The sequence below is a fragment of the Bacillus multifaciens genome, assembly GCF_030756675.1.
In the GTDB taxonomy this organism is placed as follows: domain Bacteria; phylum Bacillota; class Bacilli; order Bacillales; family Bacillaceae_G; genus Bacillus_A; species Bacillus_A multifaciens.
Genome location: NZ_JAVBXD010000034.1, coordinates 1 through 24,544 on the forward strand (window position 1 = coordinate 1; position 24,544 = coordinate 24,544).

Annotated in this window: 18 protein-coding genes; 9 read left to right on the plus strand and 9 right to left on the minus strand. The window is 34.6% G+C overall.

Annotation, left to right across the window (positions count from 1 at the left end; all coding sequences use genetic code 11):
- Nucleotides 1–484: 484 nt before the first annotated feature.
- Nucleotides 485–2,719 carry an N-acetylmuramoyl-L-alanine amidase family protein gene (locus tag Q9306_RS18720; RefSeq protein WP_306201166.1) on the minus strand — a complete coding sequence of 745 codons (2,235 nt, stop codon included), beginning with the start codon at nucleotides 2,717–2,719 and terminating at the stop codon, nucleotides 485–487.
- Between the two features lie 92 nt (nucleotides 2,720–2,811).
- Nucleotides 2,812–3,870, minus strand: a complete 1,059-nt coding sequence (locus Q9306_RS18725; protein WP_306201168.1) for a sensor histidine kinase — start codon at nucleotides 3,868–3,870, stop codon at nucleotides 2,812–2,814.
- 994 nt (nucleotides 3,871–4,864) lie between these two features.
- Here Q9306_RS18725 and Q9306_RS18730 point away from each other — a divergent pair.
- The 6 genes from Q9306_RS18730 (at nucleotide 4,865) to hblB (ending at nucleotide 14,671) form a co-directional block, all read left to right on the plus strand.
- Complete coding sequence (locus Q9306_RS18730; protein WP_306201170.1) at nucleotides 4,865–5,998, plus strand: ClyA family alpha-helical pore-forming toxin; 1,134 nt, start codon at nucleotides 4,865–4,867, stop codon at nucleotides 5,996–5,998.
- 1,128 nt (nucleotides 5,999–7,126) lie between these two features.
- Complete coding sequence (gene hblC, locus Q9306_RS18735) at nucleotides 7,127–8,446, plus strand: hemolysin BL lytic component L2 (RefSeq protein WP_306201172.1); 1,320 nt, start codon at nucleotides 7,127–7,129, stop codon at nucleotides 8,444–8,446.
- A 70-nt stretch (nucleotides 8,447–8,516) separates the two neighbouring features.
- On the plus strand, nucleotides 8,517–9,746 hold the full coding sequence (gene hblD, locus Q9306_RS18740; RefSeq protein ID WP_306201174.1) for a hemolysin BL lytic component L1: 1,230 nt from the start codon (nucleotides 8,517–8,519) through the stop codon (nucleotides 9,744–9,746).
- A gap of 33 nt (nucleotides 9,747–9,779) precedes the next feature.
- Nucleotides 9,780–10,898 (plus strand): hemolysin BL binding component B, encoded by a 1,119-nt coding sequence (gene hblA / locus Q9306_RS18745; RefSeq protein ID WP_306201176.1) that lies wholly within the window; start codon nucleotides 9,780–9,782, stop codon nucleotides 10,896–10,898.
- Between the two features lie 233 nt (nucleotides 10,899–11,131).
- Nucleotides 11,132–12,253, plus strand: coding sequence for a ClyA family alpha-helical pore-forming toxin (locus Q9306_RS18750; protein ID WP_306201178.1), 1,122 nt, complete (start codon nucleotides 11,132–11,134; stop codon nucleotides 12,251–12,253).
- Nucleotides 12,254–13,270: 1,017 nt separating this feature from the next.
- Nucleotides 13,271–14,671, plus strand: a complete 1,401-nt coding sequence (gene hblB / locus Q9306_RS18755) for a hemolysin BL regulatory component HblB (protein ID WP_306201180.1) — start codon at nucleotides 13,271–13,273, stop codon at nucleotides 14,669–14,671.
- Nucleotides 14,672–14,898: 227 nt separating this feature from the next.
- On the opposite strand, the gene Q9306_RS18760 is transcribed toward hblB, so the two are convergent.
- The 5 genes from Q9306_RS18760 to Q9306_RS18780 form a co-directional block, all read right to left on the minus strand.
- On the minus strand, nucleotides 14,899–15,675 hold the full coding sequence (locus Q9306_RS18760; protein WP_306201182.1) for a 2-phosphosulfolactate phosphatase: 777 nt from the start codon (nucleotides 15,673–15,675) through the stop codon (nucleotides 14,899–14,901).
- Between the two features lie 266 nt (nucleotides 15,676–15,941).
- Nucleotides 15,942–16,595, minus strand: a complete 654-nt coding sequence (locus Q9306_RS18765) for a potassium channel family protein (protein ID WP_306201184.1) — start codon at nucleotides 16,593–16,595, stop codon at nucleotides 15,942–15,944.
- A 33-nt stretch (nucleotides 16,596–16,628) separates the two neighbouring features.
- Nucleotides 16,629–17,966: a TrkH family potassium uptake protein gene (locus tag Q9306_RS18770; RefSeq protein WP_306201187.1), complete on the minus strand. Its 1,338-nt coding sequence runs from the start codon at nucleotides 17,964–17,966 to the stop codon at nucleotides 16,629–16,631.
- 52 nt (nucleotides 17,967–18,018) lie between these two features.
- Nucleotides 18,019–19,299 carry an ArsB/NhaD family transporter gene (locus tag Q9306_RS18775; RefSeq protein WP_306201188.1) on the minus strand — a complete coding sequence of 427 codons (1,281 nt, stop codon included), beginning with the start codon at nucleotides 19,297–19,299 and terminating at the stop codon, nucleotides 18,019–18,021.
- 284 nt (nucleotides 19,300–19,583) lie between these two features.
- Entirely contained in the window at nucleotides 19,584–20,558 is a 975-nt protein-coding gene (locus tag Q9306_RS18780; RefSeq protein WP_306201190.1) for a phosphotransferase enzyme family protein, read from the minus strand.
- Nucleotides 20,559–20,961: 403 nt separating this feature from the next.
- Here Q9306_RS18780 and Q9306_RS18785 point away from each other — a divergent pair, with 403 nt between their 5' ends.
- Genes Q9306_RS18785 through Q9306_RS18795 form a run of 3 tightly spaced genes read left to right on the plus strand, consistent with a single transcriptional unit; the run spans nucleotide 20,962 to nucleotide 23,562 of the window.
- The gene (locus Q9306_RS18785) at nucleotides 20,962–21,987 is read left to right on the plus strand and encodes an ABC transporter substrate-binding protein (RefSeq protein WP_371932404.1); all 1,026 of its coding nucleotides are present in this window, start codon (nucleotides 20,962–20,964) and stop codon (nucleotides 21,985–21,987) included.
- A gap of 11 nt (nucleotides 21,988–21,998) precedes the next feature.
- Nucleotides 21,999–22,763 carry an ABC transporter ATP-binding protein gene (locus tag Q9306_RS18790; protein ID WP_306201194.1) on the plus strand — a complete coding sequence of 255 codons (765 nt, stop codon included), beginning with the start codon at nucleotides 21,999–22,001 and terminating at the stop codon, nucleotides 22,761–22,763.
- On the plus strand, nucleotides 22,756–23,562 hold the full coding sequence (locus Q9306_RS18795) for an ABC transporter permease (RefSeq protein ID WP_306201197.1): 807 nt from the start codon (nucleotides 22,756–22,758) through the stop codon (nucleotides 23,560–23,562). Before Q9306_RS18790 ends, Q9306_RS18795 begins: the two co-directional genes overlap by 8 nt.
- 23 nt (nucleotides 23,563–23,585) lie before the next feature.
- Here Q9306_RS18795 and Q9306_RS18800 read toward each other — a convergent pair whose 3' ends face one another.
- Complete coding sequence (locus tag Q9306_RS18800) at nucleotides 23,586–23,984, minus strand: RDD family protein (protein WP_306201199.1); 399 nt, start codon at nucleotides 23,982–23,984, stop codon at nucleotides 23,586–23,588.
- A gap of 215 nt (nucleotides 23,985–24,199) precedes the next feature.
- On the minus strand, nucleotides 24,200–24,541 hold the full coding sequence (locus tag Q9306_RS18805) for a hypothetical protein (RefSeq protein WP_306201201.1): 342 nt from the start codon (nucleotides 24,539–24,541) through the stop codon (nucleotides 24,200–24,202).
- Nucleotides 24,542–24,544 lie beyond the last annotated feature (3 nt).

A 24,544-nucleotide genomic window follows, 5' to 3' on the forward strand; every position in this document is an offset into this window, starting at 1 on the left:
TGCGATGTTTTAAAACAAAGGGAAAAAGCGAGTACAGGTGGTGTTGCAGTCTGCATAACAGCAACTTATATGTCGAAAAATTAAAATTGATTTATATAGATGTTAAAAGATCAAAGTGGATATATGTAATCAAATTCTACTAAGCTTAGAAAAACCTTGTAGCAAAAAGACAATTATTATGATATCCATTCCAAAATTGACTGCAAAAGCTATTATAACAGAAAAGTCGGTGATATATGAGAGTACAATACAAATTGAAAAGATTGAAGCAAAAAAAAATAAAATGGGTCATATTATAGGAGTAAAATCCATTGCATGATATGACCCATTTTTACAAATATAGGATAACTCTTCAAACCATTTTCTCATTCACTGAGTGGAACATCTATTTTTAGTTTTTTAGAGTTATATGGATTAAGTTAGTTAGAGGAATCTCTGTTGACAAGTCATAAATATAAAAATAAAAATAGGCTTTTTTGTATTATTAATAACCTTTGTGCCCATGGCTGTCAAATTTATAGGTTTTTCCATTGATTTCAACATTGGTATCTGTATAAATAGAACCATCCTCTTTAGCATAATAAGTAAAGTATCCATAATAAGGGAAGTGGTATCCGCCACCAACTTGGAACCATCCTATTTTAGCTGCTCCAGACTCATCGAAGTAATACCACTTGCCATCGATTTCTTGCCATCCCGTTTGCATTTCGCCTTTATCGTTATAATAGTATATTTTATTGTTAACTTTATCAAACCCAGTTAGCTTAGCTTCTCCGTCCTGATTAAAATAATATCTTTTTCCGTCAATAGGTTCATGACCATCGAAAGTATAGTGTTTGCCACCCACGAAATGATATTTTTTACCATCAATTTCTTTCCAACCAGTATAGGCAGGCCCTTCTTCTAAGTTGTAATAAACCAGTACGGGTTGATCCTTTTTATCAAATAATCCAGGTAAAAAGATTTTAGAGACACCGTTTTTTCTAATAGAACCATCTTTTTCAAACACCAACTGTTTCTCATTAAGAGTAACATAAGTTATACTATTTAGCGCTTTTCCATTCAGATCAGTAGCTCTCTCCAGCACGCCTTTGTCAGAAAAATGAAGAATGATATTTTTATCTTCTAGACGTAGTTCATTTGTAGTGGCCTCGTAATTTTGGAAATAATAAACTTTACCATCGATTTCTCGTAAACCTTCCTTAATAAACACTCCGGACTCATCAGAATAGCTTTGATCGCTCCAAGCTGATCGTTGCAAAGCACCTTTATCATCAAAGTGATAGTTCTTCCCATCAATCTTATGATTTCCATTCGAGCCACTTGTCGATAATACTGCCCCGAAATAATCTGGATGGAAATAATATTTCTTACCTTCAATTTCATGCCAACCCTTTAAGAAAACTCCATCAGAACCTGCATAATAATAATCAGAACCTCGGTTTACCCAACTGTTTTTTATCACGTTCCCAGAAGAATCTTTTGCAGTCCATTCCGTAAGATCCTTTTCATCACTTTTGATCTCTACTTCGTCATATTTTTGCTTCGCATTTTCTTTCCCCGGATACCACTCTCTTAGCCAATTATGAATTTCATTATTGTTTTTTGCAGTGAAACGAATTTCAGATTTGAAGCTCCAATCCGTACCAAATTGGGAAATATACTGATTACCAGCCAAACTTACTCCATTCTTGTTATTCAAACGGAATTGAAATTCGTTTTGACCAGAATTTTCAATTTGAACAAGTTCAAACACTTCATCCTCACCAATCGAATCGGAATATTGAAGTGCATTTCCTTCTTTCCCTGAAAGATATTTTGGACCTGTTTTTATTACTACTTTATTTGTTCCTTTTTCATAAGGAATAATTTGATAAGGTTTACCGTCATTCAATGTAATAAATGGTAATGCAAGAGGTGTTTCTAGATTCAGTTTCGTATTTGCTAATAGCTTTACTGATCGGTCATGAAAATCTGCAAGAGCTTTAGAATCGCTTGTGAGATAATTCCAAAGGACATCTTTGGATACTGGCTTTGAAGTCAGTGTTGATATTTGTTTTTCCTCTTCTGACAACTCATCAAATAGGGCATCTGTTCCTCTAGCAAATGACCATTCAGATGTATATGATGGGTGTCTTTTCTTATGAAATGGAATAACAAGTCTTGGGTTTTTACCAGATGTTTTTTCTACGAATGCAGTTTGACCTTGATTCATCACAACTCCGGTCTTTCCTTCGTCTAATTGTGCTTGTGTAATGTAAAGAAGATCGTGTTCTGAGACAGATGTTGCATTAGGATTTAGATCTATAATTGTACCCGCTTCAGTAATTTTAAGCTGCTGCCCAGTTTTTAATTTATGAATTTCAATTTTTCCATTTGGATAGAGTACTTTAACGGATTTAGTAAAATTCGAGTCATTTTCTGTATGATACATGGAAATATTAAATTCCCCAGGTGTAAAATTAGGAGCCTTGTAAGTTATATTTTCTGCATACACATCAATGTGAGTGCCTGGTCCTGGAGCATCTGGAGATATCCCAAGTCCTTCATAAATGTCTTTCACTATACCTAATGAAGTAATCGTCACATCTAGTACGGTACCTATACCTGCGCTAGCCTTGTTCTCTCCAATAGGAGCCATAGAAAAAAGAATACCTAATGCTGCTGTTGCAGGAATTACCTTCTTTCCAATTCCTGATGTTTTAAATGTCTTTTTCATTTCGTTTCCCTCGCTTAGTATGTTTGACTACATCATATCTAGTAAATCTTTCAATTCCCTTTCGTAAATATTACAAAAGTCTTTCAATCGTCTTACTTCTTTTCCAGTGTAACGGGAAGATTAAACCAAAATTCACTCCCTTGTTTACCGTCTGAACGATCTCGTACACCAATTTCGCCTTTGTGCATTTCAATTAATGATTGTGCAATGGCTAATCCAAGCCCAGATCCCCCAGATTGTGAACTTCTTGATGGATCCGTTCTAAAAAAGCGTTCAAATATGCGCAGTTGATCACTATAAGCAATGCCTTCTCCTTCATCACGTACAATAAATTGAACGTGATGTTTCTGCTTATTTTCTTCTACAATTAACTCAATCGTTCCAGACACTGGAGAATATCGAATTGCATTATGTAACAAATTACTAATAACTCGTGCTATCTTGCAAGGCATAATCCAGAGCTTAGGCAATGTATCAGAAACTTGTAATTGCAAATGGATCTGTCTTTCCTCTAATAAAATAGAATGTGAATCTAGTACTTCTAATAGAATACGATCCATATGTGTGAAACTTGGATAAAAATCTTCCTGCCCAAGTTCTAACTTAGAAAGATCAAATAAATCATTAATTAGTCCACTTAACCTTTGTATTTCTTTATGGATTATTGTTAAGTACTGCGCTTTCATTTCAGGATCCTCAATTACATCATCTTGTAATGCCTCTACCATCAATTGTATGTTAGCCATAGGCGTTCGTAAGTCATGTGAAATATTCGCAATGAGCTCTGTACGTGCTTTCTCTCCTTCTTCTAACTGAGTAAACCCTTCTTCTAACTTTTTAGCCATTTGTTGAAAAGCGGTCGCTAATTCCTTAAACTCTTGTGGTCCATATCCAATTCTATACATCGTCCCAAATTGTCTATCACTAAATTGCTTTGTTAATACAATCAAGTTCTGGATCGATTCCGTAATAGGGCGTGTTAATATCCAATAAATCATTGTTGAAAACGCCATTGCTACAATTACAATTCCTATAAATAGCTGCGTTTGCTCTGGTCTAAGTAACATTTTCATTTCACTATACCAGATAGCGCTTAACATAATTCCGGTGCTTAATATATTCATCAATAACAATTGATTTCGTAATTTCATATTGTATTTCCCCCAGTTATCTCAAATCCAATAACCTATGTTACTCTAACTTTTTACATATATAAATCCATTTTGATTTCTCGACATATAAATCGCTGCTATGCAGAATATAACAGGACCGCTATTAGCCTGCTTCCTTTGTTTTAAAACATCGCATGGGGCAGGAAAAGGCCCTGACCTCTCCTATGCATGGCTAGGCGCTCACGTCCTCCCTAAAAAGAAAGGGGGATTTTTATGTCGGTTTTTCAATTTATATTTATATAGATGCCTCATTAACACAGTTACTGTCTTACTCTTCTTGTATCCAAACTCACAAATTTGTTCAAGAATTTGCGAGTATAAAATGCATGCCTTGAATGTTCTTTGTAAGATAAAACTAATATCAGTAAATCCATCTTAGCTTAAATATCTTTCAATTTTCTTGCAAAACTGTAACAAATTTCTTTCAAAAGTATCACTAAAGATCGATAGGCTTACATGAAATTACTATTCATAAGATAATAATATGATGCGTTATTTATGGTTAATATGGCCATATTTATATGCAATTTTGCATTTCCTAAATATAGTAAATTAACATACAAAGTACTATTTAATTATATTAAAAACATTTTTTAACAAGAAATGAATATAGATTAATAAAAAACCATTTCATTTTATATTTAATATATATGAGTATAATTATTTTACTTAGTAAAGTAATTATTAGTATTTAATTTTTAAAATATAATATTTTTCTACATATAAATATAAAATATCCGAATTACAAAATATAGGTAATGAAATTTTATTGTTTACTTCTTAAAAACATAATGTTTAAATGAGGGGCGTAAGGACCTTACATTCTATGGAAGTAAATCATAACGAGAATTTTTAACCTTCTATCCAAAAGAACTCTCCTTTCTCAAGCGTGTGCAAGGAGAGAGCCCAACAGTAGTTCGTTGAAGATCTAGGAATATAGAACTGAAAATCACACCCTATGGAGGAATATAAAATGATAAATAAAATCCCTTACAAACTACTTGCTGTATCCACATTTTTAACGATTACAACAGCTAATGTAGTTACACCAGTAGCAGCTTTTGCAAGTGAAATTGAACAAACTACTACTAGCGATATGTCTCTTTCCGTAAATGAAGAAAAGATGAAAACAGCATTGCAAGAGACCGGGTTATTTGCAAAATCTATGAATGACTATTCTTATTTATTACTTAATAATCCAAATGTGAATTTTGCAAGAATTGATATGGAAGGGCATACAGATTTACCTAATCAAATTCTACAAGATCAACAGAATGCAAGAGAACATGCTGTTAAATGGGATACGCAAATAAAAAGACAGCTTTTAGATACATTGACAGGTATTGTAAAATACGATACAACTTTTGATAATTATTACGAAGTGCTAGTAGATGCGATTAATGCCGGGGATGGGGATACTTTAAAAGAAGGAATTACAGATTTACAAGGTGAAATTAAACAAAACCAAGAGTATACAAAAAGGTTAATACAAGAATTAACTAAGTTAAAAGACGATATTGGACAAGATGTCAGTGCATTTGGAGACCATAAAGATCTCTTGAGTTCAATATTAAAAAAACAAGCAACTGAGATTGAAGAAGATGAAAAACGTCTAAATGACGTTTTAGCGAAAATAAACTACTATAAAAAAATAAAATCTGATGGAATAAAAGTATTATTCGTTCCGACTGTTCCGACAATGCTTGCTGGTGGTATCATGCTAGGTGTAGCCAAAGATCAATTAAAAGACCTAGAGCCGGTATCAAAGCAATTATTAGAAAAATTAAGTCAGCCTGTAGATCATAAAGTAACATTAAATCGTGTAGTTGGAGTTACGTATAGTAATATGAATGAGATGCATAATACGATTGATAAGGCTATTGATGCTCTTACTTATATGTCCACGCAATGGAATAACTTAGATTCTCAATATACAGCGGTACTTCAACATATTGAGAATACCTCTGAAAACGCTGATCAAAACAAATTTAAATTCTTAGAACCTAACTTGAAGGCAGCTAAAGATAATTGGAAAACATTTAAAACAGATGCGTCCACATTAAAAGAAGGAATCAAAGAATTAAAAGTGGAACCTTCACAAAAATAAGGAATGCAAAGTTGTCAAAAACATAGAAAATCTAAGATTATATCGTTAAATAATCATTTAAAACTTCCTTTACACACCGAAAAGGCGGAGTCTGATTACAGACTTCGCCTTTCACTTTTATATAAGTTTCATCCAAATGCCAAGATAATTATAGAGGTTTGTTTACTTTTAAAAACTTTGTAACTACTCAGCTATACCTTTTAGAAATTTAGAAAAGGGTATGCTTCTAGTGAAGATGTGTCTCTCTATTACTTACAAATTCATTTTTTGGCATATAGACTGCTGTCATGCAAACCGGGCAGGAGCCTGCACTTATTGTCTACTTTTGTTTTCAAACCTTGCAAAGGCCCTGACCGCTTCTATGCATAGCCAGATACTCTCGTCCTCCTCTAAAAGAAAAGGATTTTTATGTCGTTTTTTTAACTTGGATATATATTATTATTCATTTTATACCCTTCAAGCGTTTTCTCTCCTATATAGTTATCCTTGTTTTTCGCTCTGTATTCTCCATGTGTATTTAGTTTATACCTAGTACATTTAGAAATATTTTTAGCATACTTCATCTTATTCCCTGTATAAAAAACTTTTCCCCTGTAATGTTTATGGAAAATATAATTACTATTCATAAGATAATAAGTTTATGGATTATTTATCGTTGATATGACCATATTAATATGCAATTTTACATTTCCCAAATAAAGTAAGTCAATATACAAGGTACTTTAAAATTATATTAAAAACATATTTTATCAAGCGATTCATATAGATCAATGAAAATTACTACATTTTAGCTTTAATTATCAGAGTATAATTATTTCACTTCGTAAAATGACTAATAATATTTAGTTTTTTAACTATAATATTTTTCTCAACCAAAATACAAAACGTCTGAATCTTCAAATATAAACAATGAAATTTTACTGTTTACTTATCAAAAACATAATGTTTACAATGAGGGCGTAAGGTCCTTACATTCTATGAAAATAGATAATAACGAGAGTTTCTTGATTTAACACTCTATCCGAAAGAATTCTCCTACCTCAATTATGCAAGGGGAAAACAAAGCGATAGATCGTTCAAGATGTATGAATAAAATTGTAAAAAGACAATAGTGAAGAGGTGTTCTGAATGAAAAATAAAATAATTACAGGATTTTTAATAACATCCATTGTTACTGGGGCGAATATTCCTATCAATGCTCTCGCAACGCCAATCGCTCAGGCAGAGACGCAACAGGAAAACACGGATATTTCCTCATCATTACGAAAATTAGGTGCGCAATCTAAATTAATTCAAACATATATAGATCATGCTTTAATGAATCCTAATGTACAGCTAGCGGAAGTCCCAGCTTTAAATACGAATCAAGACCTAATCAAGAAAGATATGAACGAATGGTCATCGGAACTTTACCCAAAATTAATTCTATTAAATTCAAAAAGTAAAGGATTTGTAACTAAATTTAATAGCTATTATCCAACATTAAAAGCGTTTGTAGACAGTAAAGAAGATAAAGAAGGGTTTGTAGATAGACTTGAAGTTCTTCAAGATATGGCTATGACGAACCAAGAAAACGTACAACGTCAAATTAATGAATTAACAGATCTTAAATTACAGCTTGATACAAAACTTAAAAATCTTGATACTGACGTGACAAAAGCACAGGGTGTACTAAGTTCAGAGGGCACAGGAAAAATTGACCAGCTAAAAAATGAATTACAAAATACCCAAAAATCAATTCAAAATGATTTACAACAAATCGCATTGTTACCAGGAGCTTTAAATGAACAAGGACTTACTATATTCAAAGAAGTCTATAATCTTTCAAAAGATATCATTGAACCGGCTGCTCAAACAGCAGTGGTAGCGTATAACAAAGGAAAAGAAATTAACAACTCTATTTTAGAAGCAGAGAAAAAAGTAGAGCAAGAATTGAAAGAAAAAGGTAAATCTGCTCTAGAGATTGAGACTGCCAAAAAAGAAGCTCGTGAAGCAATTGAGAAAACCAAAAAAGCTGAAATAGCTGCAGCAGCAGTTACAAAGACAAAAGAGTATGACCTTACGAAAGTTATTGACCCTGAAAAAATTAAAAAAACATATAGTGCCTTCGCTGAGATAAATAAACTAACAGCAGAGCAACGAGCACATTTAGCTGATTTAGAGACACAAAACCAAAAATTTTATGATTTAACAAAGAACCTAACAGTAGCAGATTTACAAAAGTCAATGCTTCTTATTATGCAAAATGATTTACATACATTTGCAAATCAAGTAGATGTAGAACTTGACCTACTAAAACGCTATAAAGCGGATTTGGATCTAATCAAAAATAGTATTACAAAATTATCTACTAATGTTGATACAACTGATCAGCAGTCTCAAAAAGATACATTAAGACAATTAAAAAATGTAACAAGTTACCTTGGAGAACAAGCTAATAAGTTTTAATATTATGAATTTAACAAAAATAATATAACGATGATAAAAATCTATCAAAAAACCGAGAAGGAGAATAGTTATGAAAAAACTTCCATTTAAAGTGTTAGCTGTAGCCACTCTAGCAACACTTATAACTGCTACTAACGGCAACACTATTCACGTACTTGCCCAGGAACAAACTGCTCAAGAACAAAAAGTAGGGAATTATGAATTAGGGTCTGAAGGGCTGAAGAAAGCATTAGCTGAAACAGGATCTCATATTCTTGTAATGGATTTGTACGCAAAAACAATGATTAAACAGCCAAATATAAATTTATCCAATATTGATTTAGGTTCAGAAGGAGCAGAATTAATTAAAAATATTCACCTTAACCAGGAACTGTCACGAATCAATGCGAATTATTGGTTAGATACAGCGAAGCCAAAAATTCAAAAAACAGCGCGTAATATCGTGAATTACGATGAACAATTTAAAAATTATTACGATATATTGGCAGCTGCTGTACAAAAGAAAGATAAAGCAGAGTTAAAAGAGGGCCTAAGTGATTTAATCACTACAATTAATACAAATTCAAAAGAAGTTACAGAAGTAATTAAGATGTTACAAGACTTCAAAGCAAAACTGTATGACAATTCTACAGGGTTTAAAAATAATGTTGGTGGCCCAGATGGCCAAGGTGGATTAACGGCACTACTAGCCGGAAATAATGCCCTGATTCCACAACTTCAAGCTGAAATTGAGAAGCTACGTTCTACTCAGACAGAGCATTTTAACAATGTATTAGCATGGTCAATTGGTGGTGGATTGGGAGCATTCATTTTAGTTGCCGCAGCCATTGCAGGAACGGTAGTAATTGTTGTGACTGGCGGTACAGCAACACCAGCTGTTATTGGCGGTCTTGCAGCTCTCGGTGCAGCTGGTATCGGTTTAGGAACAGCATCTGGTGTCGCGGCGTCTAAACATATGGACTCCTATAACGAAATTTCTAAAAAAATTGGAGAATTAGGTACGAAAGCCGATCTTGCTAGCCAAGCAGTTATTTCGCTTACTAACGCGAAAGCAACTTTAACAGATCTGTATCAAACAGTGGATCAAGCGATAATGTCTCTAACAAGTATCCAACAACAATGGAATAAAATGGGGGCCAATTATACAGATTTACATGATAATATCGACTCTATGCAAGAACATAAATTCTCTTTAATACTTGATGATTTAAAAGCTGCTAAACAAAGCTGGAGTGATATTCATAAAGATGCAGAATTCATTTCGAAAGACATCGCTTTTACACAAGAAGCAAAGAACTAAAAATCAAAAGCTATATAGGAGGAATATGAAACGATGAAAAAAATCCCTTACAAAATACTCGTTGCATCGGCGCTTTTAACGATGACAACAACTTCTGTGATTTCGCCAGTAGCAACTTTTGCAAGTGAAATTGAACAAGCTAACACTGGAGAGTCTCTTTCAGCAAATAACGTGAAGATGAAAGAAACATTACAAAAGGCTGGATTATTTGCAAAATCTATGAATGCTTATTCTTATATGTTAATTACAACTCCAGATGTGAAATTTGAAGGAATTAACATTAATGGGTATGCAGATTTACCTGGTAAAATTGTACAAGATCAAAAGAATGCTAGAGCACATGCTATTACATGGGATACGCAAGTAAAAAAACAGCTGTTAGATACATTGACAGGCATTGTTGAATACGATAGAACATTTGATAGTTATTATGACACAATAGTAGAGGCGATTAATAAAGGGGATGGAGCTACTTTAAAAGAAGGGATTACAGATTTACGAACTGAAGTTCAACAAAATCAAAAGGTTGCACAACAATTAATAGTAGAATTAACTAAATTAAGAGACGCTATTGGACAAGATGTTAGAGAATTTGGCAGTAATAAAGAGCTCTTGGAGTCAATTTTAAAAAACCAAGGTGCTGATGTTGCAGCCGATCAAGAGCGTCTAGATAAAGTTTTAGGATCAGTAAACTATTATAAACAATTAGAATCTGATGGATTCAATGTAATGAAGGGTGCCATTTTGGGCCTACCGTTAATTGGTGGTTTAATCGTGCTTACAGCACAAGAGAATTTGAAGAAATTAGAGCCAGAATTAGTAGAATTACGTAAGACTGTAGATTATAAAGTAACATTAAATCGTGTAGTTAGAGTTGCACATACTAGTATTAGCGAGATGCATAAGGCGCTTGATGATGCTATTAATTCTCTTACTTATATGTCTACGCAATGGCATGATTTAGATTCTCAATATTCAGGAGTACTAGGACATATTGAAAAAGCTTCTGAAAAAGCTGATCAAAATAAATTTAAATTCTTAAAACCTAACTTGAATGCAGCTAAAGACAGTTGGAAAACATTACACACCGATGCGCTCACATTAAAAGAAGGTATCAAAGAATTAAAAGTGGAGCCTATTAATCCACAATAACAAGGAAAGATCGGTTCTGTTGTAAAGTTGCCTAAAAACATATAGAAATCTAGGATTACATCGTTAAATATTCATTTAACAATTCCTTATACATCGAAAAGGCGGAGTCTGATTAAGGACTTCGCCTTTCACTTTAAATTATCTTTGAATGATATTCATAAAGATGCAGAACTCATTTTACTTTTAAAGAAGAATAAAACTTATAATCAAAACCTACATAGGAGGACCATGAAATGATAAATAAAATTCCTTACAAGCTACTCGCTGTATCGACGTTTTTAACGATTACAACCGCTAATATAGTTACACCAGTAACAGCTTTTGCAAGTGAAATTGAACAAACTAACAATGGAGATATGTCTCTTTCAGCAAATGAAGAGCAGATGAAAAAAGCTTTGCAAGATGCTGGGGTATTTGCAAAATCTATGAGTGACTATTCTTATTTGTTAATTCATAATCCAGATGTGAATTTTCAAGGAATTACTATTAATGGGCATGCAGACTTACCTGGTAAAATTATACAAGATCAAAAGAATGCTAGAGAACATGCTGTTACATGGGATACACAGGTAAAAAAACAGCTGTTAGATACATTGACAGACATCATTGAATATGATAAAAAATTTGACAATCATTACGGAACATTAGTGGAGGCGATTAATTCCGGGAATGGAGATACTTTAAAAAAAGGGATTACAGATTTACGAAGTGGAATTCAACAAAACCAAGAGCATGCACAAAAATTAATACAAGAACTAACTAAGTTAAAAGAAGATATCGGACAAGATGTTAGAGCATTTGGAAGCGATAAAGCTCTCTTGCAGTCGATTTTAGAAAACCAAGGAGCCGCGATTGAAGACGATCAAAAGCATCTAAATGAAGTTTTAGGACAAATAAACTATTATAAAAAATTAGAATCTGATGGAATAATAACAGTATCTATTCCCACTATTTTCACATGGATTTCTGGCGGTATAATGATAGGTACAGCAAGAAATAATTTAGGTTGGTTAGAGCCAGAATTAGCAAAATTACGTCAGACTATAGATTTTAAAATAACATTAAATCGTGTAGTTACAGTTGCGTTTAATAATATTAGTGAGATGCATGGTGCGATTGATAAAGCCATTAGCACTCTTACTTATATGTCCGCGCAATGGCAAGATTTAGATTCTAAATATTCAGGAGTACTAGGACATATTGAAAAGGCATCTGGGAAAGCTGATCAAAATAAATTTAAATTCTTAAAACCTACCTTGGATGCAGCTAAAGGTAGTTGGAAAACATTAACAAAAGATGCAATCACACTAAAAGACGGGATAAAAAACTTAAAAGTGGGACCTTCAGAACAATAGGGCATGCAAAATTGTCCAAAACATAGAGAATCTAGGATTACATCGTAAAATAATTATACAATAATTAATAAATTCTTATACACAAAAAAGGGGGAGTTTGATTCAAGACTTCGCCTTTTCCGTGTATAAGTTTCATCCAAAATCTTCTTTGCTACTCTCTCCATCTTAAAAATGGTGTCTTATCGTCCACTAATGAGAGATTAAGTTCCACTCTTTATTACTTTTCATTTTATACTCTCCAAGCGTTTTATCCTCTATATAGTTATCCTTGTTTTTTGCTTTATATTCTCCTGGTGTATCTAGTGTATACCTATACGTTTCAAAATATTTTTAGCACATCACATCACATTCTCTTTAGAAGGAAATATTCCCCTGTAATATTTACAGGAACTATAATTACTATTCATTAGATAATAATATTTTGGGGTATTTATCGTTAATATGCCCCGTATTTATATGCAATTTTGCATTTCCTAAATAAAGTAAAACAACAAACAAAGCACTATTAAATTATATTAAAAATATTTTTTATCCAGCGATTAACATAAATTGATACAAATCATTTTCGTTTAAATTTAATTATCAGAGCATAATTATTTCACTTAGTAAAGTAATTAATAATATTTAATTTTTCAGATATAATATTTTTCCAAACACAAATATAAAACATCTAAATTTCTAAATGTAGGTGGTCAAATTTTATTGTTTACTTATTAAAAACATAATGTTTAAATGAGGGCGTAAGGTCCTTACATTCTACATAAGTAAATAATATCGAGAGTTTCTTGAGTTTAACACCCTAACAAATATTCAATAACAATAGAAAACAATGAGGACTAATTATAAAGATTTACTTAATAATATCGACTCTATGTAACAGCATAAATTCTCTTTAATACTTAATGATTTAAATGCTGCTAAACAAAGTTGAAATGACATTCATAAAGATGCAGAACTAATTTCGCTTTTAAAGAAGAATTGAACTTACAATCAAAGCCTACATAGGAGGAATATAAAATGATAAAAAAAATCCCTTACAAACTACTCGCTGTATCGACTTTTTTAACGATTACAACAGCTAATGTAGTTACACCAGTAACAGCCTTTGCAAGTGAAATTCAACAAACTAACAGTGGCGATATGTCCCTTTCAGCAAATGAAGAACAGATGAAAAAAGTCTTGCAAGATGCTGCGGTATTTGTAAAATCTATGAATGACTATTCTTACTTGCTAATTAATAATCCAGATGTGAATTTTGAAGGAATTACGATTAATAGTTATACAGATTTACCTGATAAAATTGTGCAAGATCAAAAGAATGCTAGAGCACATGCTGTTACATGGGATACGAAAGTAAAAAAACAACTTTTAGATACATTGACAGACATTATTGATTACGATACAAAATTTGAAAATTATTATGAAACATTAGTAAAAGCGATCAATACAGGGAATGGAGATGCTTTAAAAACAGGGATTACAGATTTACGGGGGGAAATTCAACAAAATCAAAAGTCTGCAAAAGCATTAATAGAAGAATTAACTAAATTAAAAAACGATATTGGAGAAGATGTCAGAGCATTTGGAAGCCATAAAGAGACCTTGCAATCGATTTTAAAAAATCAAGGTGCTGATGTGGAGACTGACCAAAAACGTTTAGATGAAATTTTAGGACAAGTAAACTATTATAAAAAATTAGAATCTGATGGATTAACAATGGTGAAAATCCCATTTATTCCCACGTTGATTTCTGGTGGTATAATGATAGGTACAGCAAGAGATAATTTAGGCCGATTAGAGCCTACATTATCAGAATTACGTAAGACTGTAGATTATAAAATAACATTAAATCGTGTAGTTGGAGTTGCGTTTCATAATATTAGTGATATGCATAGTGCGATTGATAATGCTATTGCTGCTCTTACTTATATGTCCACACAATGGGATAATTTAGACTCTCAATATTCGGGCGTACTGGGACATATTGATAAAGCAGCTCAAAAAGCTGATCAAAATAGATATAAATTCTTAAACCCTAACTTGAATTCAGCTAAAGACAGTTGGAAAACATTAAGAACAGATGTTGTCACATTACAAGAAGGGATAAAAATTGCAGAGAAAAAAGAACAGGATCTTATGAATCAACTTCGTCCATCAAACGTTTTCTACTTTTATAAAACAATTCATAACGCATACGCATTTGAAATAAAGACTGGAACAAATGCACCAAATGCGTCTTATAAAGTTATGAATTTAACTAAAAACACTGTTCATAATATGTGGAGTGGAGGGGCTAATACAAGCATGTGGGCTGACTGGCTTTCATTCAATCCAAATGATGAATTTGCGGTGGTAGCATTAGTGGATGGGAAAGAATATGTTGTTTATAAAGACAAAGTAGAAAATATAATGAACTGAGCCCGAAAAGTTAGACAGAAAAATTACGTAGCTATTGAAGATGGTACGCTAAACTGGACACTAAGTTAAGTGAAAAAGATGATTCAGAGCGTTCTGTTGCAAAGTTTAAAAATTGTTCGAATTTATGAATGTAACATAGAATTCATTGTATATTATTGAACGTTTATTCCAGATTAGTGCATGTTAATTCGCATTTTTTCAGGGCATTAAAACTTTGCAACAGGACCTTAAAGGAAATCTTGTTTTACAAAATTCACAAATCGACCATTCTGTAAAATAGGTACTACTTGCAGCACATCTACAGCTGCACTATGCGTTACATCTTCCGCAAAGCCACGCTCTCGTAACTCCCTACCACTTCCGCAATCCCAAATAAATTTGTTAAGATTGGACTTTGCATACCGAAAAGCGCCCATACATAATTGCGCTTCAACCGACTTACTCCCTTGCAATTTCCCCATAATTGCACCTGCACCTAAGTAATCCTCTACCCCTGGCCTCAAGTCATTTTCATCATCTTCTGTATCCTCCCAATGTTCACCGCAAGGGACAATTGTAATATTGGCGCCCGTTTGTTTTTGGATATGATTCGCTGCTTCTGCAACTGCTGAGGCATTGAGTAAACAGCCAATAAAAAGAGCAGGAACTTTCGAAGCAATCCATGTACAAGATGCACCGTTTAACGAACATAAAACAAATCTTTTCCCTAAATCAGCACCGCTAAATGTTACCGGAGATAAAGAATGCTTCCCTGTTTTTGCAGCTTCTGCTCTGCTTAATATGAGCTCTGCCTCCAATTGGTTCGCGTACGCTTTTGCTTTTTCATTCAGCGGCGATGGATACGGGAAAATTTCAGCACCTACATGTAAAGCACTAGCTACTGCGGAAGAAAAACTAAGAACATCGACAATAATAGTAATATCACCTCGTTTTGCTGCTTCCCTAGCTCCGCGCCGCCCCCACTCGATCCGGCATTGAAATGAAGATTGTGCAAACACTGACATATAATAGCCCCCATTCATTATTGCTTTCATTCTTATGTTAGCCGCACGATTCAAAAAGAAATAGACTATTTTTCAGAATTTTGATAACATATTGAATGAGGTCTGTATAAAAAAGCGATGTAATAGCTTACATATGTAGTGAGCTATTACATCGCTTTTTTCTTGATTTCTCCTTTTGTTTTAAACATCATAGTTTCTATGCACGGCCAGATGCTCTTGTCCCTCTAAAAAAGGTATTTAAGTTACATCATTACCGAGCTAACCGCTTATTCAAAATCTGCAAAACGATGCAAATTGATCTTTTCTCCAATCATCACTAAACCATCCCCTTCTTGTACAATTTCATCTGGGGAAGGAGAAATGTTGATTCTCCCCTTACTTTTAATAGCAATGACATTTAAATTTAATTTTGCTCGAATATCTAGTTCTTTCAGACTTTTCCCTGACATGCTAGGAGGCACTTTAATTTCTTCAATACTATAATCTTTGGCGAGTTCAATGAAATTAAGAACATTTGGTAACATAAGCTGATGGGCTACACGCTCACCCATATCCCACTCGGGAAATACAACCCAATCTGCGCCTACCTTCTCTAATACCTGGCCGTGTCGTTTATTAAGCGCCTTGACGACAACTTTGTTTACGCCTAATTCTTTCAATACCAACACGGTTAAAATGCTTGCTTGAATGTCATTTCCAATTGCAACAATGACTGTATCAATATTCCGAATGCCAATTGCTTTTAATACTTCTTCATCTGTCGCATCAGCGATCACAGCATGGGTAGCCGCATCCTCCAGCTCATTGACACGTCTTTCGTTGCTATCTATTGCCAATACTTCATTTCCTGCTTCTACTAATGTATTTACAATGCTTGAACCAAACCTTCCAAGTCCAATGACCGCATATTGCTTTTTCATATTCCTATCGCTCCTCTAAGGATGAATGATAATCTAGCCAATCATAATTTTTCCTTTCGGATAACTGAACGGATCTGCATTTCTTCGCAGTGTAACGGCAAAAGCGATGGTCAATGGACCTACCCTTCCTGCAAACATCGTTAAAGTAATGATGATTTTTCCAAACGGAGATAATTCAGGGGTCAGTCCCATAGAGAGCCCTACCGTTCCAAAAGCAGATGTTGCTTCAAAGAGAATCATCAAAAAGTCCTTTCCTGGTTCTGTTATTGTTAGCAGCATGGCAGCTATTATAACGATAAAAAGACCGGCTAACATAACGGTAAGTGATTTATAAATGGTGTCGTATGCAATTCTTTTTCGAAAAAAGATCACATCTTCTTTTCCTTTTATTTGTGACCGTACTGCACCTAAAAGGATTGCAAATGTGGTTGTTTTAATTCCTCCCCCCGTAGATCCAGGAGAAGCCCCTATATACATGAGAATAATAATAATAAAAAGGGTTGAATGGTGTAAATCTGGAATATTGAGTGTATTTGCCCCGGCTGTTCTTGGTGTGATAGCTTGAAATAAAGAAGCTAAAAATTTTCCAAATGCAGATAACGGTTGTAACGTTTTTGGATTATGAAATTCCAATAAGAAAATTAGAGCTGTGCCCACTACTACTAGCAAAAAACTTGTAAACAGAACGACCTTCGTATGCAAGGAAAAGCGTCTAATCCGTTTATATTCATATACTTCATTCATAATGATAAAGCCAATACCGCCTAGTGTAATGAGTGCACAGACGACCAATGTAACAATTGGATCTTCTACATACGCAGTCAAGCTTTTAAACTCCCCCATAATATCAAACCCTGCGTTATTAAAATTGGAAACGGCATGGAATATCCCGTAATATATAGCCTTAGAAAGCGGCATATCAAACGCAAAACGAATTGTTAATAAAATCGCACCGATGAATTCAATTACAACTGTAAAAATAAGAATTCTTTTTGCCAAACGAACAATACCTGCAATGGATAAATTGTTCAACGCTTCTTGCAATAACAGCCTTTCTTTCAAAGAAATCCTTTTTCCTAACAAAACAGAAAAAAAGATTGCAAACGTCATAAAACCTAAGCCACCTACTTGAATAAGAAACAAGATAACGAGTTGGCCAAACAACGTGAAAGTTGTTCCAGTATCCACTACGACAAGCCCAGTTACACATGTAGCTGACGTAGCTGTAAACAATGCGTTTAAGAAAGGAAGACCTTGACCGTCTTTTGTCGCAATCGGAAGCGTTAAAAGAAGCGCACCTATAAAAATAATGAAAGCGAATCCTACTACTAATGTTTTCGGAGGATCCATATAAATCTGTCTGTTCTTCATAGTTGTTTCTCCTATACATTTTTTTGAGGAAAACTGCTCTTCTCTTCTTTCTTCACATTAAATACCTAACATATATGTAAATCGTTGATATGATAATGGATACAATCATCACAGGAAATCCAACTATTAAATATTTCATAAAAGAAATATGGTGGCCTTGTTTCGCCGCTAAGCCAGCTACCACTAAATTGGCACTTGCTCCGATCAGTGTTCCGTTTCCACCTAAACACGCTCCTAGCGATAAACTCCACCACAATGGCTCTAAATTCGTTATGCCAATTGACCCCATTTCTTTTATCATGGGAATCATTGTTGCTACAAATGGAATATTGTCAACGAAAGCAGAAACAATCGCACTCATCCATAAAATTAAGAGCGTTGTCGTTTTTACCTCTCCGCCAGTTAAAGCCATCGCTTTTTTAGCTACCGTTGCTATAAGTCCTGTTTCCACCAATCCACCAACGATAACGAATAAACCGATAAAAAAGAAAAGAATAGTCCATTCTACTTTTTCTAATGTTCGATCTAAATATTCGTCGCCGGTCATCAGCAGTAAAAGAAAGGCACCAAACAAGGCGATTGTAGCTGTTTCAATATGGATAAATTGATGAAGAAAAAAACCGCCAATTGTCAAAACAATAACAAAGACACACTTTTTTAACAGCTTTGCATCTTTAATTTCATTTCTTTCGTCCTTGTTCAGCAATTCGTTCATTAACTCAGGCGTTGTTTTTAACTTTTTTCTATAAATGAACGTAAATATCATAAGGGACACTAATAAAATTACACAGCTAATCAATGATAAATTATTTATGAACGCAAGAAATGTTAGTTCTTTTACAGCACTTCCAATCATAATATTGGGCGGATCTCCAATCATTGTCGCAGTACCACCGATATTCGAAGCGAAAATTTGAGTAATTAAATAAGGAATAGGATTTACCTTAAGTTGTGACGTGATGTTTAATGTAACTGGAACAATGAGTAAAACTGTCGTGACATTATCTAAAAAAGCAGATGCAAGGGCAGTAATCAATCCTAATACAAAGAGAAGTCGAATGGGATTTCCTTTTACCTTTTTCGCAGCCCGTATCGCAATATAGCCAAATACGCCTGTTTGAGCAGTAATCGATACAATAATCATCATCCCAATTAACAAACCAATTGTATTAAAATCAATATGATGAATAGCAGTTTTTTGATCGATGACCCCGAAGGCCACCATCAAAATTCCACCTAACATAGCGATCAGTGTACGGTGGAGTTTTTCTGAAATAATACCAGCGTATGCAAGTAAGAAAATACCTAGCGCTATAATCGCTTTCGTTTCCACGTGTACCCTCCATAATCTTTTTATGTACTTTATTGTAACGATTGCTGTGTTTTTTATTCACGCAAAGAGGAGCTGACTCGAAAGAGATGTAGATGCCTTTTGAATCAACTTCTTCTTATATGTTCACTGATATATCGGCGCTTTTTCAAATATATCGACCATTTTTTTCAATATATCGGCGCTTCGACATAGGATAAAGACACTTCGGCAATATTCGACATTCTATATGCACGAAAAGGAGCTGACATTATTCCTTTTTCGAGTCAGCTCCTTGAAAATATTTCCTAAACAAGTGCCAAAAAGTCTACATTCATATACGGAATTTCACATTCAATCCGGTACCGTAAATCTTGCAATGTATATGCTTGCCAATCTTCTAAATTGTTTGCATCCCACACTTTATGAAACAACGTAAATAAAAAGACTTCACGCAGTTTAAGAAAAAGAGGAATTTGCCTTACTATCTCTTTATTCATTATATGTTCTTTGTTGTATCCTTCTATGAAGTGCTTCATAAATTCTTGCGGAAACGTTACATGTTCCGGTCTTACCGATAACCCTTGCCACACCGCATGATAAAATGTTGCAGCAATATCTTGAGCAAACCAGTTAAACGAACAATCATCAAAATCAAAAATTGTTAATGCATTGTCTTGAACAAAAAAGTTTCCTTGATGAAGGTCGTTATGGATGAGCCCGTATGTATCTCGCTCTCTAGAAAGCCCTTGTACTTCTCTAATCATTTTTTCATAGTTAGCAGCTAACGTTACACTGATTGATTTTAAAAAGTTCATAGAGTTTATATCGCACTTCCACGTTGGTCTCTCGTACGTTTCATAATCACAAGCATTCATTCCAGTAATTGCGTGCATCTTACCAATTGTTTGGCCCCAATTTTGAAACAGCTTCGCATTCCATTCTTGTTCACTCGTTACATTTACAAACTGACCAGGTGCTTTTACAAATGAAGTAATGAAAAATGTCTCTTCCTCTATATCTATTTGTTCTATTTCATTCCTGAAACAAGAAGCAACCGGCAAGGAGACATTCACGTCGCCTGCTTGTAAGCTATATATAAAATCCAATTCACTTTGAATTTGCTTCAAGCTTCTACGAGAGCTCGGTGTAATTCGTAAAATGCGCCTTTCTCCTTCATACGTATACTCGTATACTTTATTTTGAAATCCGCTCGAGAGTTTAACGCAGCTTTTTTCTTTTCCTCCAAAATATTGCATTGCTTGTTTTACTTTTGCATCCATGTTACATACCTCTTCCCTTCTTTTCCTTGCACATTTCCTTCATTTCTTTTAAGAACATTTTTATGATGAAAAAAGCCAAAAACACCACAAAACACACACGATAAAAATAAAGGAATAATCGCTGAAATTTAATTTCGGTCCCTTCTTCACGTGCATCTCTAACAACGTATGAATCAAATTTCCTTCCTTGTACTTATGAATGCTTTTCATCGCATACCTATGAAACAGAAATTGTAGGACTGTAAAACCAGTGGCTAATATAAGAAAGAAAACAAGAAAATCAATCATAAAAATCCTCCTTATTTCTTTATTAGCTACCTCTTACAATTCACTTCTTCCCTACTCAAAAAATTCCTCCTATGTCCACTCACATATAGGCATTTACCTACATACATTAAAGTAAATGTATTTTGGGAGGTGTCATACATTGCGAAAAGTTCTAGCGTGTTTTTTAATTATTATCCTTACTGCCTTTACATTTGTTGCGTGTAATAAAAAAGAAGAAAGTGCAAAAGTACAGAAAGTGCGCGTTGGTGAGGTGACACATTCATTATTTTACGCTCCGTTATATGTCGCGATGGAAAAAGGATTTTTTAAAGATGAAGGACTCGAGGTTGATCTGCAAACAACTGCTGGCGGCGATAAAACGATGACAGCTTTATTATCAAACGGCATCGATATTGCGCTTGTCGGTTCAGAAACGTCCATTTATGTTTATGCACAAGGAGCAAAAGATCCGGCAATTAACTTTGCCAGGTTAACACAAACAGATGGGACATTTCTCGTTTCTCGTAAAAAACTCGATTCTTTTAACTGGAATGATGTAAAAGGCACAACTTTCCTCGGTCAACGTAAAGGCGGGATGCCACAAATGGTTGGGGAATACGTACTAAAAAAGCATGGAATTGATCCGCACAAAGATACCAATTTAATTCAAAATATCGAATTTGCGAATATCGCAAATTCCTTTGCATCTGGTACAGGTGATTTCGTGCAGCTCTTTGAACCAACTGCTAGCATTTTCGAGAAAGAAGGGAAAGGTTATATCGTTGCTTCATTCGGCATTGAATCCGGAACTGTTCCGTATACAACCTTTATGGCAAAAGAAAGCTTCTTAAAGAAAGATAAGGCAACCGCAGAGAAATTTACACGTGCTATTTATAAAGCGCAGCAATGGGTAGATACACATAGCGCAGAAGATATTGCAAAAGCTGTTGAACCGCGCTTTAAAGATACGCCAAAAGATATTATGGTAAAAGTCATCGATCGCTATAAACAACAACATTCGTATGCAACAAATCCACTCTTAGACGAGGCAGAGTGGAAACAACTACAAAGCATTATGAAAGAAGCTGGCGAATTGCCGAAAGAAGTACAACATAAAGAATTAGTGAACACATCCATCGCAGAAAGTGTCATTAAGAAGTAGAGGCGGATCTAATGAACCTCCTAGAGCTTTCTAACGTATCTCATTGCTTCTTCTCAAAAGAAAATGCCAGCCTTGTCTTGTCGAATATTTCTTTAACAATCGAGGACGGAGAATTTATCTCCTTCCTCGGCCCAAGTGGCTGCGGCAAAACAACATTACTTTCAATCATGTCAGGATTACTGCAGCCCATTGAAGGAAGCGTCTTTCTCGATGGTGAACCTATTACAAAACCAACGTCTTCTATCGGTTACATGCTCCAGCAAGATTACTTGTTTCCATGGAAAACGATTGAAGATAATATTTCCGTCGGCTTACACATTACAAAAACATACACATCCAAAATGAAGCAACATGCCTTGCATTTACTAGAAGAAGTTGGCCTGCAAGGTGTCGAGAAGCAATATCCGCGTGAATTATCAGGCGGAATGCGCCAGCGCGCTGCTCTCGTCCGAACACTCGTCACAAACCCGAAAATATTATTACTAGACGAACCATTCTCTGCTCTTGATTATCAAACAAAATTAAAATTAGAAGAACTCGTTTTTTCGATTTTAAAAGAATATAAGAAAACATCACTTCTCGTTACCCATGACATTGAAGAGGCAATTGCGATGAGCGATCGCATATACTTACTACAAGCGAAACCAGGCCGCATCGCGAAAGTATTTTCAGTTCCGGAAACCATTCGCTCCCTCTCACCGTTTGAAGCACGTCAGCACCATGATTTCCCTTCATTCTTCCAGTTAATATGGAAGGAGTTGGAACAACTTGGATAATATAAAAGAATTTCATCAAAGCTTTCAAAAACGTGAAACAAAGCGGACATTTTTCGTTCGAACACTGCAGCTGCTCCTACTCATACTCTTTTTCGCATTATGGGAAATCGCTAGCCGAAACGAGTGGATTGATCCATTGTTATTTAGTTCACCTTCTAGCATCTTTCATCTACTCATCACAAAATGGCAAGATCATTCCCTTTGGCCGCACATATATACAACGCTCCTTGAAACGTGTCTCGGCTTTATCCTTGGTACACTTCTCGGTACGTGCATCGCAACCTTTTTATGGTGGAGCCCCTTCATTGCTCGTGTACTCGATCCGTACCTTGTCGTCTTAAACGCAATGCCAAAAGTGGCGCTTGGCCCGATTATTATCGTCATCTTCGGACCAAATATTTCATCGGCAGTAGCGATGGGTGTCATCATTTCCATCATCGTTACGATTCTCGTCATTTATAGTGCCTTTCAAGAAGTAGACGCCAATTATGTAAAGGTCATGCAAACCTTTGGCGCAAACAAATGGCAATGTTATAAACAAGTCATTTTACCAGCATCGTTCCCAGCGATTATTTCCACATTAAAAGTAAATGTCGGCCTCTCTTGGGTCGGAGTCATTTTCGGTGAACTGCTCATTTCCAAAGAAGGGCTCGGCTATTTAATTAGCTACGGTTTTCAAGTCTTTAACTTTACGCTCGTCTTACTGAGCGTGCTTCTCACCTGTATTCTTGCCACACTTATGTATGTACTTGTCGCAGCATTTGAAAAGTTCATTACACGGACGAAAAAAGCAACCTAACACAATGTAGGTTGCTTTCCTTATTAATCATGAATAACTTGCGTTCCTGCAATGAGATCGTGAATAGAACGTTTATCTTTTCGCAATGCTACCATAAATGCACTTACGATAAGGGCAATTCCAAATGTAGATCCATATATAATTCCACTTAATATGTAACGTTTTACTGTAGTCCAAATTGTGATTTTCTGTCCATCCACACGTACAATTCGAATGTTTATTGCCTTCTTACCTACTGTAAACCCTGCCCATACAATAGGAATGATTAAGTAGTATAGCACTTGTAAAATACCTACTACGCCCTCTGATGTATCCAAAGACACGCCTACAAACATAAAAATTATAAAAAATGGCACAAATACTAGGTTATCTAAAACACTAGCCCCAAATCGTCGCCAAAACCCCGCTAACTCGTGATGCATATCATCTTCTCCATTCTACTATGTATTTTTCTCTTTAGATTTTAGATATATGTATAGATTCTCTCCTCTTGCTGAAGCAAAAAGACTCGCATCTCCTCTATAGATCACATCCTAAAACTATAACTTTCATATTATAACAAATTTCGACTGAATTCGACATTTTTTTCACGCATTATTCCACGGATTGCAAGATTAATATTTTTTCATTCTAAATATTATTTCTTTATCTTCAATTTCCCCTTATTTACAATCCACAAAGCATTATACTTCTCATACATATAGTACAGTGGATAGCAAAACGCAAAAAAGACGATGATTGTTGGGACTTTATCCACAATCGGAAAATAGTTTGTTAAAATTTCTTTTACACTTATCCCCAAATAAATAAAAAGAGGAATCATAATCATTGCCATTCCAATTAAGATTGGTGTTACTTTCGTTTCTTTTAGCTTTACCTTACAGTATGGACATCGCATTGTAAAAGGTGTTGCTACATCTATAATATGTTCTACTGTAATATCCTCTGTACATTGTGGACATTGTATTGTTTCTTTCATTTA